Source organism: Burkholderia sp. AU33803 (assembly GCF_002223095.1).
Lineage (GTDB): Bacteria > Pseudomonadota > Gammaproteobacteria > Burkholderiales > Burkholderiaceae > Burkholderia.
Window position 1 is genome coordinate 830,795 of the sequence record NZ_NKFJ01000004.1, and the last position, 14,158, is coordinate 844,952.

A 14,158-nucleotide genomic window follows, 5' to 3' on the forward strand; every position below is an offset into this window, starting at 1 on the left:
AGGTCGCCAGCCGCGCGGCCGTTTCCCGACAGACAGGAATCCGACGATGAGCCAGAATGATTTCGCCTTCACGCGCGACAGCCTCTACGGCACGCAGGCCGAACCGACCTTCGCGGGCGCGACGAGCTTCATGCGCCGGCGTTTCAGCCGCGATCTCGACGGCGTCGACCTCGCGATCACCGGCGTGCCGTTCGACTCCGCCGCGTCGCACCGGCCCGGCACGCGCTTCGGCCCGCGCGGGTTGCGGATCGCGTCGACGGGCATCGCGTGGGAGCGCCCGTGGCCGTGGTCGTTCGATCCGTTCGACGTGCTGGCCGCGGTCGACTACGGCGATTGCGCATTCGATCTCGGGCAACCCGAATCGGTGCCGGGTGCGATCGAGCGGCATGCGGACGCGATCCTCGCGCGCGGCTGCGCGATGCTGACGCTCGGCGGCGATCACTTCATCACGTATCCGCTGTTGAAGGCGCATGCGAAGGTGCACGGGCCGCTGTCGCTCGTGCACTTCGACGCGCATACCGACACGTGGCCCGACCGCGACGTGAAGCGCATCGATCACGGCACGATGTTCTATCACGCGGCGCGGGAAGGGTGGATCGTGCCCGACCGGTCGGCGCAGATCGGCATCCGGACGACCAACGACGAGCCGATGGGCTTCGACATCCAGGATGCGCGCCAGGTGCATGCGTCGACGCCCGCCGCGACCGCCGCGCGCATTCGCGAGCGGGTCGGCGACCATCCCGTGTACCTGACGTTCGACATCGACTGCCTCGATCCGGCGTTCGCGCCGGGCACGGGTACGCCGGTCTCGGGCGGGCTGTCGAGCCATCAGGCGTTCGAGATCCTGCGGCATCTGGACGGCATCAACCTGGTCGGCATGGATGTGGTCGAAGTGTCGCCGCCGTACGATCATGCGGAAATCACGTCGCTGGCCGGCGCGACGATCGCGCTGGAACTGATCTGCCTGTACGCATCGCGCCGGCGGCGAGCGACGGGAAAATAGATTCGTAAAACTGTTTCGTCATACCAAACAATAGCGCGGCCGCGGCCGCTGCGCTGATCTACGATGGAGACATTGCATCCATCGTCCGCCGAGCCGTGTGCACTCACTACCGCGCCCCCGACGAAGACCCGGGCATCAGCGAACTGAAGATCGGCATCGGCGATCTGTATCGCCGCGACCCGTGGGCGCCCGACGTGTATCCCGACTACGCGGCGCCGATCGCGCGCGCCGCCGGCGACGGCCTCGAAGTCGTCGCGGCCGTGTTCGGCTTCTGGCCGAAATTCATGCAGCCCGAGCGGCTCGTCGAGAACGGCCGTAAAAAGAAGAAGCTCGACACGGTGAACGCGCGCGCGGAAACGGTCGGCTCGTCGCGGCTCTACGGCAACGCGTGGCGCAATGGCCAGCGCTGCCTGATTCCGGTGCGCTGGATCTTCGAACCCTGCTACGAAACCGGTCGCAACGTGTGGCAGCGGATCGGCGTCGACGGCTGGCAGCCGTACTGTGTCGCCGGCATCTGGCGGCGCTACGAAGGTGACGACGGCCGCGAGCGCGTGGGCATGGCGATGCTCACGGTCAACGCGGATACGCACCCGCTGTTCGCGCGGATGCATCGGCCCGGCGAAGAGAAGCGGGGTGTCGTGATGCTGCGCCGCGACGACTACGACGAATGGCTGCACGTGCGCGACATCGAGGCCGCCCGGCGCATGCTGAACCTCCTGCCCGCCGCCGACATGACGGCCGAGCCCGATCAGGCATCGCCCGCACGCGCCTGAGCTTTCATTATTCCGACATCCGACTTTCGACTGGACACGCCGAACGTAGCCCGTTTATTCGGACATTTTCGAAAATCGGCGGATTCCGGGTAATCACCGATACCTCGCAAGTTGTATATACAAGATCATCCGCTGGCAATGTCGGCACACGTCGTGCCGCTTGCGCGCCAGTGCGCAGACCGTGCGTGCGTGGCGCATGCCGGCGATCCACGGCGCCCCGCACCCGCCGAGCCGAAAGGGCGGCTCGCAGCTTCCCGACTCGTTCAAACCATTTGTGATCCTGAGTATTTTGGAGATTTCCCCGTGTCAACGAATCCCAGTGGAAAAGCCGGCGGCCTGATCGAAGTCCGTTCGATCGACTTCATTCCCGATGCCGAGCGCCACGGCGGCTTACTGAGCCAGTTCACGCTGTGGCTGTCGGCGAACATGCAGATCACGGCCATCGTCACGGGCGCACTCGCGGTCGTGCTCGGCGGCGACGTGTTCTGGTCGCTGGTCGCGCTGCTGCTCGGCCAGTTCATCGGCGGCGCGGTGATGGCGCTGCATGGCGCGCAGGGGCCGCAGCTCGGGCTGCCGCAGATGATCTCGAGCCGCGTGCAGTTCGGCGTCTACGGCGCGATGATCCCGATCGTGCTCGTGTGCCTGATGTACATCGGCTTTTCCGCGAGCGGCTCGGTGCTGGCCGGGCAGGCCGTCGCGCAGTTGCTGCACATCGACGACGCGGCCGGCATCCTGCTGTTCGCGGCCGTGATCGTCGTGCTGACCGTGTTCGGCTATCGCGCGATCCACGCCGTCGGCCGGATCGCCAGCGTGGTCGGCATCGCCGCGTTCGTCTACATGTTCACGCAGCTGTTCGCGAACCACGACATCGGCGCGCTGCTCGCGAACAAGCATTTCTCGCTCGCGAGCTTCCTGCTGTCGATGTCGCTGTCCGCGTCGTGGCAGATCGCGTTCGGCCCGTACGTCGCCGACTATTCGCGCTACCTGCCGCGCTCGACGTCGTCGGTCGCGACGTTCGTCGCGGTCGGCCTCGGCTCGGTGATCGGCGCGCAGGCAGCGATGGTGTTCGGCGTGTTTGCGGCCGCGCTGGCCGGCGGGCAGTTCGCGCACCATGAGGTCGCGTATATCGTCGGTCTCGGCTCGACGGGCGCCGTGGCTGCGCTGCTGTACTTCAGCATCGCGTTCGGCAAGGTGACGGTGACGGCGCTCAACGCGTACGGCAGCTTCATGTCGATGGCGACGATCGTCAGCGGCTTTCGCGGCAAGCACGCCGTGTCGTCGCGCAGCCGCCTCGTGTACATCTTCGGGATGATCTGCGTCTCCACGCTCATCGCGCTCGCGGGTCGCCACTCGTTCCTGAAGGAATTCACCGCGTTCATCCTGTTCCTGCTCGCGTTCTTTACGCCGTGGAGCGCGATCAACCTGGTCGATTACTACTGCTTCACGCGCTCGCGCTACGACGTGCCGGCGCTGTCCGATCCGGACGGCCGCTACGGACGCTGGAACATGATGGCGATCACGATCTACGTGGTCGGCATCCTCGTGCAGTTGCCGTTCATGTCGACGCACATCTACACGGGGCCGCTCGTCGACGCGCTCGGCGGCACCGACATCTCGTGGATCCTCGGCCTGCTCGTGCCGGCCGTGCTGTACTACATCGGCGCACGCGCATCGCGCCGCAGCATTCCCGAGCGCCTGATCCTGCCGCTCGAGCGCAGCGAAGTTCACCACTGACGACACGTCACGCGCATCGGGCCGGCCGGCTGCCGGCCTGACTGTCGCGCGAGCCGGGCGCCGCCTGCGCCCGGTTCTCCCCCAGGTTTTCTTTCCCACGATGCCGGTGCGGCGCGACTGCCGCGCCCGGTGTCGTTTCATTCTCTGACCATTGAATAGTATGACTAAACAAACGACAGCGCGCGGAAGCGATTCCCGGGCGCGGATGGTGCACGCCGGTTTTCGCATGACGATCGCGATGGCATGCGTCGCCGGACCGGGCGCCGCGTTCGCGCAGGACGGCGTCACGCTGTACGGCGTGATCGACGAATTCGCGCAGTACGTGAATACGGGCAACGGCTACACGGCGGCGATCAATTCGGGCGGCCAGTGGGGCAGCCGGTTCGGGCTGAAGGGCGGCGAGGATCTCGGCGGCGGGCAGAAGATCGAGTTCGCGCTGGAGAACGGCTTCAATCCGAACGACGGTTCGCTCGCGAGTGCGGGCAGACTCTTCAACCGGCAGGCATGGGTCGGCATCGCGGGGCAGTGGGGCAAGGTGCGCGCGGGCCGCCAGAATTCGCCGCTGTTCAACGACCAGGGCGGCCAGGATGCGTTCGGCGGCGTCACGCAGGCGTCCGGCATGGACAACCTGACCGTGTTCGCGTTCCGCACCAGCAACACGCTGTCGTACCAGAGCCCGGAGATCGCGGGCTTCCAGGGCGGGCTGTACTTCGGATTCGGCGATGCGGGCGGCGTGCGCTCGGCAGGTTCCAGCCAACAGTTCGACCTGACCTACGAACACGGGCCGTTCGGCGCGTTCGTCGCGGGCCAGTGGCTGAAGAACGCGACGGCGACCACGACCGATCGCACGATCATGGCCGGCGCGTCGTACGAGATCGGCAAGGCCACCGTGTACGGCGGCTTTTCCGCGGTGAAGTGGGCCGATCTCGGCATCGATTCGCGCGTGTACGGGCTGTCGGTCAAATACCAGTTCAATCCGGCGAACTACGTGGCGCTCGGCTACGCGTATCTGCACGACCAGTCGTCGCAGGGCAACCATGCGGACCAGCTCGGGCTGATGTACGAGTATGACCTGTCGAAGCGCACGAGCTTCTACGGTGCGCTGTCGTACCTGCGCAACCGCAAGCAGGCCAGCTATACGCTCGCCGGTGCGGCGAACCCCGGCCTGCCGCTCGCGTATCCGGGGGCGAATGCACGGGGTGTGCAGCTGGGTATCGTGCATCGGTTCTGACGATGCCGACGCGCCGGGCCGTGTGTGCCCGGCGTTTTTCCCCGCGCATTCGCGTCGTTACTTCCCCAACCGCTCCGCCAGCGAATAGCGCTGCATGCAGCGCTCCATCGCGTCGAGAAACGCGTGCTCGGCCGCGTTCATCTTGCGATCGCGATGCCACAGCAGGAACACGTCGACATCGACGAGCCCGTCGTCGGGCGGCAGCCGCCACAGCCGCTGCTGGGCGATGTCGTCGCGCACGATGTGCTCGGGCAGGCAGCCGATCCCGTAACCGGCGAAGATCAGCCGCCGCACTTCCTCGAGGCTCGGCGACGACGCGACGATGCGCCCCGTGAAGCCCTTCTGGTCGCGAAACACGGTGAGCGGCGACAGGCTGTCGCCGATCTGGTCGCTCGTGAACGACACGAAATTCTCGGCGAGCAGATCCTCCATCCGCAGTTGCGTCTGCCCGAACAGCCGGTGATGGCGGCCGCAGTAGATCGCATAGCGCTGGCGCAGGAAGCAGCGCATCTCCAGCTTGTCGTGCGGCGTGCGGCACAGGCCGAGCCCGGCCGTGGCCGTTTTCTGCAGCAGCGAAGACAGGATGTCCGACGAGCGCATCACTTCGATCTGCAGATCGATGCGCGGATACGCGCGATGGAAGTCCGCGAGGAATTCGTCGTAGACGGGCGACTCGATGCGGCTCACCGTCAGCAGCCGGATCGATCCGGTCAGGTCGGCGGTGCTGTCGTCGATTTCGGTTTCGAGGCGCGAGATGCCGCCGTAGATGTCGCTCGCGATCCGGTAGACGGCTTCGCCGGCAGGCGTCGGCGCGAAGTGCGTGCCGCGCCGCTCGATCAGCTTGCGCTCGAGCGTGTCCTCGAGCCGCCGCAACGCCTGGCTCACCGCGGGCTGCGTGACGTGCAGGCGCGCGGCCGCGCGGCTCACGCTGCGCTCCTGGATGATCACCAGATAGGTGCGCAACAGGTTCCAGTCGAGGCGGTCGTTCAGGAACGGGGCGAGGTCGGGGCGCATCGGGTCTCCGGGCGAGCCGTCAAGGTGTGCATTAGCCAAATTTATATGGCGAATAATAACTTGAAATTTGACTAATGATTTGCGGTCGCCGATAAAGGAGGGGTGCCGCAGCGTGCGGCGCAAGGCCGCGACAGACGGCCGTCACACGATTTTGCGCATCGCCCGCAGCGGTGCGCATCAGGAGCCCGCATGACCCAGTCCCTTTCTTCCGCCCGCCAGCCGGCGCGCGCCGCGACGGCCGCATTCATCGGCACGATGATCGAGTGGTACGACTTCTACATCTACGCGACCGCCGCCGCGCTCGTGTTCGGCGAACTCTATTTCCCGTCGCATGACCGCTTCGTCAGCACGATGGCGTCGTTCGCGACGTTCGCGGTCGGCTTCTTCGCGCGGCCGCTCGGCGGCGTGATCTTCGGTCATCTTGGCGACCGCATCGGCCGCAAGAAGGCGTTGATGACGACGCTGATGATGATGGGCGTCGCGACCGTCTGCGTCGGGCTGCTGCCCGACTATTCGAAGGTCGGCGTGCTCGCGCCGGTACTGCTCGTTGCGCTGCGCGTGGTGCAGGGGATCGCGGTCGGCGGCGAATGGGGCGGTGCGGTGCTGATGGCGGGCGAGCATGCGCCGCAGGGGCGCCGCACGTTCTTCGCGTCGTTCGCGCAGCTCGGCAGCCCGGCCGGGCTGATCCTGTCGCTGATCGCGTTCCGCGCAGTTACGTCGATGGACAAGGCGGACTTCCTCGCGTGGGGCTGGCGTCTGCCGTTTCTCGCGAGTTCGGTGCTGCTCGTGGTCGGCATCCTGATCCGGCTCGGCGTGAACGAGTCGCCGGAATTCGCGCGCGTGAAGGAATCCCACCGCACGGTGAAGCTGCCGGTCGCGGAAGTGTTCCGCTCCGCATCGGGGCTCGTCGCGCTCTGCATCGGCGCGAACACGATCGGCATCGCAGGCGTCTATTTCACGAACACGTTCATGATCGCGTACACGACGCAGTACGTCGGCGTGTCGCGCTCGCTGATCCTCGACAGCCTGTTCGCGGTCGCGATCATCCAGTTCGTCGCGCAGCCGATCGCCGCGTGGATCGCCGAGCGCATCGGCGGCGCGCGCTTCCTGAAGCTCGCGGCGCTGCTCGCGATGCTCTCGCCGTATCCGATGTTCATGCTCGTGCAGGGCGGCACGTCCGCGTCGCTGATCGCGGGCATCGCGCTCGCGGTGGTCTGCATGGCCGGCTTCTATTCGGTGATCGCGGGCTTCGTGAGCGACGTGTTCCCCGCGCACGTGCGCTATTCGGCGATCTCGCTCGCCTACCAGATCTGCGGTGCGATCGCGGGCGGGCTGACGCCGCTCGTCGGCACGTGGCTCGCCCATCGCTTCGCGGGCCAGTGGTGGCCGCTCGCGGTGTTCTACACGTGTCTCGCCGGCATCTCGCTGCTGTGCATCGTCGCGCTCGACGCCCGCCGCGCGGCACGGCCGGCCGCCGCCGAAGCGCTCGGCTCGCAGTGACCCTCATCAAAAGAATTCATCCGGAGTACACATGAAAGACCTGCTGGAAATCAACGGCGCGCGTTTGTGGCAAAGCCTGGTGGACATGGCGCGTGTCGGCGCGACGCCGCGCGGCGGCGTGCGGCGCCTCGCGCTCACCGACGACGATCGTCGCGGGCGCGACCTGTTCGCGCAGTGGTGCCGCGACGCGGGAATGACGGTGAGCGTCGACGCCGTCGGCAACCTGTTCGCGCGGCGCGACGGCACCGAAGCGCAGGCGGCTCCCGTGCTGATCGGCAGCCATCTCGACACGCAGCCCGAAGGCGGCCGCTTCGATGGCGTCTATGGCGTGCTCGCCGCGCTCGAACTCGTGCGCACGCTGAACGACGCGGGCATCGCGACCGACAAACCGCTGGAGATCGTGTCCTGGACCAACGAGGAGGGCGCGCGCTTCGCGCCGGCGATGCTCGGCTCGGCCGTGTTCACGGGCGCGTTGCCGCTCGACGAAGCGCTCGCGAAGCAGGACGCCGACGGCGTCACGCTCGGCGCGGCGCTCGACGCATGCGGCTATCGCGGCGCGCGTGCGATGGGCGGCGCGGTCGATGCGTACTTCGAAGCGCATATCGAGCAGGGCCCCGTGCTCGAGGCGAACGGCACGACGATCGGCATCGTCACGGGCGGGCAGGCGATCCGCTGGCTCGACGTGACGGTGACGGGCGTGGCCGCGCACGCGGGCACGACGCCGATGCCGTATCGCAAGGACGCGTATTTCGCGAGCGCGCAGATGGCGCTCGAACTCGAACGGATCGTCGCCGGTCATGCACCGCGCGGGCTCGCGACGATCGGTCAGGTCGGCATCCGCAACGCATCGCGCAACACCATTGCGGGAGATGTGACGTTCACGGTTGACCTGCGCCATCACGACGATGCGCAGGTCGATGCAATGGAGCGCGATTTGCGCGACGCTTGCACGCGTGTCGCCGCCGCGCGCGGCGTGCAGGTCGCGATTGAAACCTGCTGGCGCAGCCCGGCGACGCCGTTCGATCGCGACTGCGTCGAGCAGGTCGCGCAGGCGGCGGCAGCGTTCGGCTATACGAACGAACGGATCGTCAGCGGCGCCGGGCACGACGCGATCCTGCTCGCGCGTTGCGTGCCGACCGCGATGGTGTTCATCCCGTGCGTCGACGGCCTGTCGCACAACGAAGCCGAGGATGCGCTGCCGGATGACGTGACGCGCGGCTCGAACGTGCTGCTGCATGCGGTGCTCGCGCGCGCCGGCGTCGCGGCGGGCGTGGCCGTGGCGGCCGCCGCGCAGCACGCATGACGCGGCGAGCCGGCAAGCCGACCAATCGAAACACCGACGAGGGCGAACGATGAAAACCTATTTCCATCCCGAGCAGTTGCTGCACCATCCTCGCAGCTACCTGTCGCGCGGCCAGATGCGCGAGCCGCAGGAAGTCCCCGAGCGCGCGGCGCGGCTCGTCGCGGCCGTCCGGTCGCTCGACTTCGACGTGCGCGAGCCGGCCGACCGCGGCACCGCGCCGATCGCGGCCGTGCACGACATGAACTACCTGCGCTTCCTGGAAGAAGCGCATCGCGACTGGAAGCAGATGCCCGACGACTGGGGCGACGAAGTGATGTCGAACGTGTTCGTGCGCGACCCGAACCCGCTGCGCGGCGTGCTCGCGAAAGCCGCGCGCTATCTCGCCGACGGCAGCTGCCCGGTCGGTGCGAACACGTGGCGCGCCGCGTACTGGTCCGCGCAGGCCGCGCTGGCGGCCGCGGCCGACGTCAACGACGGCGCACGCGAGGCCTACGCGCTGTGCCGCCCGCCCGGCCACCATGCACGCCGCGACGCGGCCGGCGGCTTCTGCTACCTGAACAATGCGGCGATCGCCGCGCAGTCGCTGCTCGGGCGCCACCGCCGCGTCGCGATCCTCGACACCGACATGCATCACGGGCAGGGCGTGCAGGAGATCTTCTACGGCCGCGACGACGTGCTGTACGTGTCGATCCACGGCGACCCGACCAACTTCTACCCGGTCGTCGCGGGCTATGAGGAAGAGACGGGCACCGGCGCGGGCGACGGCTTCAACCTCAACTTGCCGATGCCGCACGGCGCGCCGGAGTCGGCGTTCTTCGAGCGGCTCGACGATGCGCTGCGCGCGCTCGCGCGGTTCCAGCCCGATGCGCTGGTGCTCGCGCTCGGCTTCGATATCTACCAGGACGATCCGCAATCGCAGGTGGCCGTCACGACCGACGGTTTCGGGCGGCTCGGCGGCGCGATCGGCGCGCTCGGGTTGCCGACGGTGATCGTGCAGGAAGGCGGCTATCACCTCGCCAGCCTCGACGCGAACGCGCGGGCGTTTTTCGGCGGATTCGCCGCCGCGCGCTGACCGGCGCGGTGGGGCACGGCCACGTGCGTGCGGGTTCAGGTTTTCCGCCCGCACGCCGATAATTCGTGCATATGCTGAATGGATGCACGAAGGAGAGCCACACGATGACAGCCGACCCAATCAGACGCGGTGCGATCGCGATCGCGCTCGTGCTGGCCGCGCCCGGCGTAGGGTCCCTCGCGAACGCGACGGAGCCCTCGATTCCGCTGCGCGTCAGTCTCACCATTCCGGAAACGTGCACGATCGGCACCGGCGCGCCGCAGGGCGTCGCCGATACCGGCATCCCGAGTGTCAGTTGCGCGCACGGCACGCCGTTCATGCTCAGCCACGCGCCGCTGCCCGATGCGCGGTCGGCGTCGCGCGGCGTGGGTGCGGGCGCGCCTTCCGCATGGACCGTCATGTTTTGAGCGGGCGGCGCGGCGCGTGCGCCCGCGCTCGTTCATGCCGGTGAACGCTAGAAACTGATCGTTGCGGTAATCGTGTCGCTGTAGTTGCCGGGCGCGGGCGTCGTTTGCGCTGGCACCGCGCCGTACACGGTCACGACCTGCGACGTGCCCGTGCCGACGCCCGTGACCGTCGAACTGCCGCCCGTGCCGTCGCCCCACGCAATCGAGCGCGCGGCGTCCGTATAAAGCCCGTAGTCGATCGCGCCGCCACCGCCGCTGCGCTGCATCTGGCGCGCCGTCACGCTGCCGCTGCCGCCGCCGTTCAGCGCGATTTGCCATGCGTCGCCGTTGGTGCACTGCGCGGTGATCGAACCGCTCGCCGTCAGCGAGCCCGACAGCAGGCTCGCGGTGCCGAAGCTCACATTGGTCGCGCTGATGTTGCAGTTGTTGACGACGTTCGCCGTCGCGCTGAACGGGAAGGTCCCGTTCGATGTCGTCAGCGACGCGCAGGTCGGCGCCCCGAGCAGGTAGAACCCGGTGTTGATCGACGTCGTGTTGCCGCCGAAGGTCTGCGAGTAGGTCGTGGTGCTGTTGCCGGTCGTCGGGACGGTCGGCTGGTTCCCGGTGATCTGTCCGTACACTGTGACCGTCGCGGACGCGCTCGTGCCGAGCGCAGGCTTGACCAGCGTGACGGACGCCGGTGTCGTGCCGGAATACACCGAGCCCCATGCGACCGAATGCCCGCCGTCGAGATAGAGGTCGTATTGCATCGCGTTGCTGCCGTTGACGAGGCTGCGCGGGCTCGTGCCGCCGAGGTTCAGGCACACGAGCACGTTCGGCGTCAGCGAGACGGCCGACCACGTGCAGGTGATGCTGACCGTGCCGGTCGCGGCCACCGGCGCGTTCGAGATCGGGCTGACCGAGCCGAAGCTCACGGTCGATGCGGTCGCCGTGCAGCTTTCGGCCTGTGCGTGACGGGGCGAGCCGCACCACGCGATAAAGGCGACGAGAACCAGCAGCGCGATCCTCACGGCGCGGCCCGGCACGTGAGGGGCCCGATGGTCGGCAGCGTGCCGTTGCCGGGCGCGGTGAACGCGAATGCCGCGACACAGTGCTGCGTGCCATAGTCGATCGCGAGGTGGTTGTCGTCCTTCAGTCCGTCGATGAACGTGAGCCCGTCGTAGCCGACGATCGTATCCGCGCCGCTTTCGGCGTGATGCACGCGCGCGCCGGCCGGCAGCGGGCGGCCGGTATCGTCATGCAGGATCACCGATGCCGCGCGATAGCGTGACACGCCGAAATGCGTGAATACGCCCGATTGCGCCTGCGGCACGACCGTCATCGACGTGCGGGCGATCCGCGCATCGGCGGGCAGCTTCATCGCATCGATCGCGATCCGGTTGTTCTGGTACGCATTCAGGTCGGGCACAAGCAGGTGCCCGGCACGATCGGTCGTGCCGATCACGCGGTTTTCGTGCAGCACCGGGATGCCCGCGACGCCGTCGGTCGACACCAGCGCGAAGCCGTCGGTGATGCGGCGCGACAACAGGAGGCTGCCGTCCATGAACACGAGCGCGCCGCTGACGTCGAGCGACGCGCCGGTCCGGCGGTCGATGTTCTGCGTGGCCGCGATGACTTCGCCCGCATGACCGAGATAGCGGACTTGCGCCTGCCGGTACGGCACCGCGCCCGTGCCGCCGGCCTGTACGCCCCAGCCCCAGCCGCCGTCGTAGTCGGGCGGGCGGCTCGCGTCGACGGTGTAGTTCGACTGGCCGCGCTGCCGGCCGACGGTCGTGTTGATCGACGTGTTGCGACCGAGCCCGACGTTCAGCGACACGAACGCGCCGCTCGCGCCCTGCTGCGCGAAATCGCGGTACGCGCTCACGGTCAGCGACGCGAGATCGCCGAGGCCCAGCGTGTACGACACGGTGCCGATCCGCGCGCTCGGGCCTTGCGGCATCCGGAAGCCGATGTAGCTGAGCGACAGTGTCTGGCGGCGGATGAAGGGCAGCGCGAGCGTCGCCTGGTCGGTGGCCGCCGGCACGGTCGCGCCGTCGCGCGAGGCGAGATCGCCGTAGCGGCCGAACGCGCGGATCGTCTGCGCGTTGATCGAGAAGCGCGGTTCGATCAACTGGTAGCCGGCGCTTACCTGCGTGCCCGGAAAGCGGCCGGCGCTGCCCGCGACCGCACCGCTCACGACGCCCGCGTAGCCGAGGCGCAGCAGCGCGCCGACACCCGCGTTGACCACGCCGCCGGTTGCTTCCGCATGCCCTTCGACCGTCAGCGCTTGGCTGATCCCGCGTCGCAGCGAGCCGCTGACGGCCGGCCGCGCGTCGTAGTCGAACGACTGCAGCCCGTAGTTACGGCGCAGGAAGCCGGCCTCGAACGAATAGCTCGACAGCCCGGCGGACAGCATCCGCGTATCGACATAGAGCGGCACGGACGTCGCGACGGTGCGCCCAAGCGCGTCGCGCGTGATGACGGTCGCCTGGCCGGCGCCCGTGATGCCCGGCACGTCGTGAATGATGAACGGGCCGCTCGGCACGTTGCCGGTGTACTGGCGCACGTTGTTGATGTACAGGTCGACGGCCGACGGCACGGCCGCGGAGCCCGCGAGCGACGGGATCGGGAACGTCACGAGATCGGGGCGCAGCGCGAAATTGCTGCGCCACTGGAAGCCGCCGAGGCGCACCGAGCGCGTCCACGCGAGCGACCCCGAGATCGCGTCGCCGATCTGCGTCGTGCTCGGCCGCGCCGGGTCCGAGTGGCTCCATGACGTATCGAAGCGCGTGTAGCGCCGCTGGCCGTTGTAGAAGGTCGCGACGCCCGTGGTGTCGAACACGCCGCCCGGATCGAAGTAGCGCACGTCGGTGTAGAGCGAGTACTGCCGGTCGCCGAGCGTCTGCGCGTACGCCTCGTAGTTGATCGCGAGGCCGCGCGACGCGCTGGCCGCCTGCGTCGGCGGCAATGCGCGGCTGTCGATCGCGTAGGGGCGGCGCAGCGTATCGGGCATCTGCAGTTCGACGCGCTGGCGTGCCGCGTCGTAGCGGTAGTGCAGGCCGGGAATCGTGTCGAGGTCGACCGTCGCCGCGTCGGCGATGCCGAGCCGGTCGGTTGCGACGCCGATCGTGTGCAGGTCGGCGCCGCTCGACGACAGGTGGCCGTCGCGTTCGCGGAAGTGCGCGAGCAGCGTCGTGTTCTCGCCGTTGACGCTGACTTCGAGGATCACGTCGTGCGTGCTGTCGGTCATCACCAGTGCCGAGGGTTCGTCCGCATGCGCCCAGCCGAGCGCGAAGAGGCCGCCCGCCACGAGGGCCGCGACCGCGGTGCGCGGGGAGCGTCGCGGCGCACCGCGTCCGCTGGCCGGGACCGAGCCGATGTGCGGCGAAGGGGGACGGGCCGGGCGGCGCACCGGCGGACTAGCCCGGCGGCTCCACCGCGACGACCGCGCTGGCCGGCTGCGAATTGACGGCTGCCCGCACCGTGACCTTGCCGCCGAGCGTGACGCCGGCCGGCAGCGGCACGCTCCACTGGCCCGTGCGGCCCGCGAGTGCATAGCCGAGCAGGCCGCGCGTGAGGAGGTACGTATGCCCGTCGGCGGTCACGAGTTCGACGGACGCCAGTTGCGCGCGCCGCGTGCCGCTGTTGCGGACCCGCAGCACCCAGCCGCCGTTGTTGCGCAGCAGCGCCCAGTCGAGTCGTGGCGCGCCGTCGGCGGCAGGCTCGACGAACACCGGAATCGAATAGCGCAGCCGGATCGACACGCCGTTGGCCGGCGTTTCGCCGGGCGGCGGCAATTCGTCGATCAGCAGCCGGTAGGCCTGCTCGGTGCCGGATGGCACGCGCGATGCGCGCACCACGCGGATCAGTTGCTCGGCCTGTGTGCCGACCTCGATCAGCGGTGGGCTGGCCAGCAGGTCCTGCGTGGGCGTCAAGGTGTCCTGGCCATCGGTCTGGTTCCAGACGAACACGCGCACCTGTCCGTACACCGGGCGTTCGCCCGGATTGCGCAGCGTGATGCCGCTGGCCGTGTCGTCGGCGCCGAACTCGATCGTGACGGGGGAAATCTGCAGCGACGCGGCGTGCGCGGCGCCGGCCGCGCACAGCAGCGCGACGAGCGTTCGACGGAATGCGGTCATGCG

The 14,158-nt window shown here is 68.5% G+C and carries 12 protein-coding genes; 8 read left to right on the forward strand and 4 right to left on the reverse strand.

Translation table 11 applies throughout. The features are described 5' to 3' along the window. Positions 1 to 46 precede the first annotated feature (46 nt). The 4 genes from speB to CFB41_RS06350 all read left to right on the forward strand — a co-directional run bounded on the left by speB (position 47) and on the right by CFB41_RS06350 (position 4,741). Entirely contained in the window at positions 47 to 1,003 is a 957-nt protein-coding gene (speB, locus tag CFB41_RS06330; protein WP_089455930.1) for an agmatinase, read from the forward strand. A gap of 95 nt (positions 1,004 to 1,098) precedes the next feature. Further along, positions 1,099 to 1,776: an SOS response-associated peptidase family protein gene (locus tag CFB41_RS06335; protein WP_089455931.1), complete on the forward strand. Its 678-nt coding sequence runs from the start codon at positions 1,099 to 1,101 to the stop codon at positions 1,774 to 1,776. A 303-nt stretch (positions 1,777 to 2,079) separates the two neighbouring features. Continuing rightward, positions 2,080 to 3,510 (forward strand): cytosine permease, encoded by a 1,431-nt coding sequence (locus CFB41_RS06345; RefSeq protein WP_089455932.1) that lies wholly within the window; start codon positions 2,080 to 2,082, stop codon positions 3,508 to 3,510. 160 nt (positions 3,511 to 3,670) lie between these two features. Next, positions 3,671 to 4,741 (forward strand): porin, encoded by a 1,071-nt coding sequence (locus tag CFB41_RS06350; RefSeq protein WP_089455933.1) that lies wholly within the window; start codon positions 3,671 to 3,673, stop codon positions 4,739 to 4,741. 57 nt (positions 4,742 to 4,798) lie between these two features. On the opposite strand, the gene CFB41_RS06355 is transcribed toward CFB41_RS06350, so the two are convergent. Continuing rightward, positions 4,799 to 5,755, reverse strand: a complete 957-nt coding sequence (locus CFB41_RS06355) for a LysR family transcriptional regulator (protein WP_089455934.1) — start codon at positions 5,753 to 5,755, stop codon at positions 4,799 to 4,801. Positions 5,756 to 5,944: 189 nt separating this feature from the next. Between CFB41_RS06355 and CFB41_RS06360 the strand changes: the two genes are divergently transcribed. The 4 genes from CFB41_RS06360 (at position 5,945) to CFB41_RS06375 (ending at position 10,037) form a co-directional block, all read left to right on the forward strand. Then, positions 5,945 to 7,255 carry an MFS transporter gene (locus CFB41_RS06360; RefSeq protein ID WP_089455935.1) on the forward strand — a complete coding sequence of 437 codons (1,311 nt, stop codon included), beginning with the start codon at positions 5,945 to 5,947 and terminating at the stop codon, positions 7,253 to 7,255. 31 nt (positions 7,256 to 7,286) lie between these two features. Further along, positions 7,287 to 8,558: a Zn-dependent hydrolase gene (locus CFB41_RS06365; RefSeq protein WP_089455936.1), complete on the forward strand. Its 1,272-nt coding sequence runs from the start codon at positions 7,287 to 7,289 to the stop codon at positions 8,556 to 8,558. 49 nt (positions 8,559 to 8,607) lie between these two features. After that, a complete protein-coding gene (locus CFB41_RS06370) occupies positions 8,608 to 9,630 on the forward strand; it encodes a histone deacetylase family protein (protein WP_089455937.1) in 1,023 nt (340 codons plus the stop codon). Positions 9,631 to 9,734: 104 nt separating this feature from the next. After that, a complete protein-coding gene (locus CFB41_RS06375; RefSeq protein WP_105771326.1) occupies positions 9,735 to 10,037 on the forward strand; it encodes a hypothetical protein in 303 nt (100 codons plus the stop codon). A gap of 47 nt (positions 10,038 to 10,084) precedes the next feature. Here the strand turns inward: CFB41_RS06375 and CFB41_RS06380 are convergent, their stop codons facing one another. From CFB41_RS06380 to CFB41_RS06390, 3 genes are all read right to left on the reverse strand, one after another. After that, the gene (locus tag CFB41_RS06380) at positions 10,085 to 11,047 is read right to left on the reverse strand and encodes a spore coat U domain-containing protein (RefSeq protein WP_089456572.1); all 963 of its coding nucleotides are present in this window, start codon (positions 11,045 to 11,047) and stop codon (positions 10,085 to 10,087) included. Then, positions 11,044 to 13,326, reverse strand: a complete 2,283-nt coding sequence (locus tag CFB41_RS06385; protein WP_373558616.1) for a fimbria/pilus outer membrane usher protein — start codon at positions 13,324 to 13,326, stop codon at positions 11,044 to 11,046. Before CFB41_RS06385 ends, CFB41_RS06380 begins: the two co-directional genes overlap by 4 nt. Before the next feature lie 109 nt (positions 13,327 to 13,435). Continuing rightward, on the reverse strand, positions 13,436 to 14,155 hold the full coding sequence (locus CFB41_RS06390) for a molecular chaperone (RefSeq protein WP_089455940.1): 720 nt from the start codon (positions 14,153 to 14,155) through the stop codon (positions 13,436 to 13,438). Positions 14,156 to 14,158: the final 3 nt, after the last annotated feature.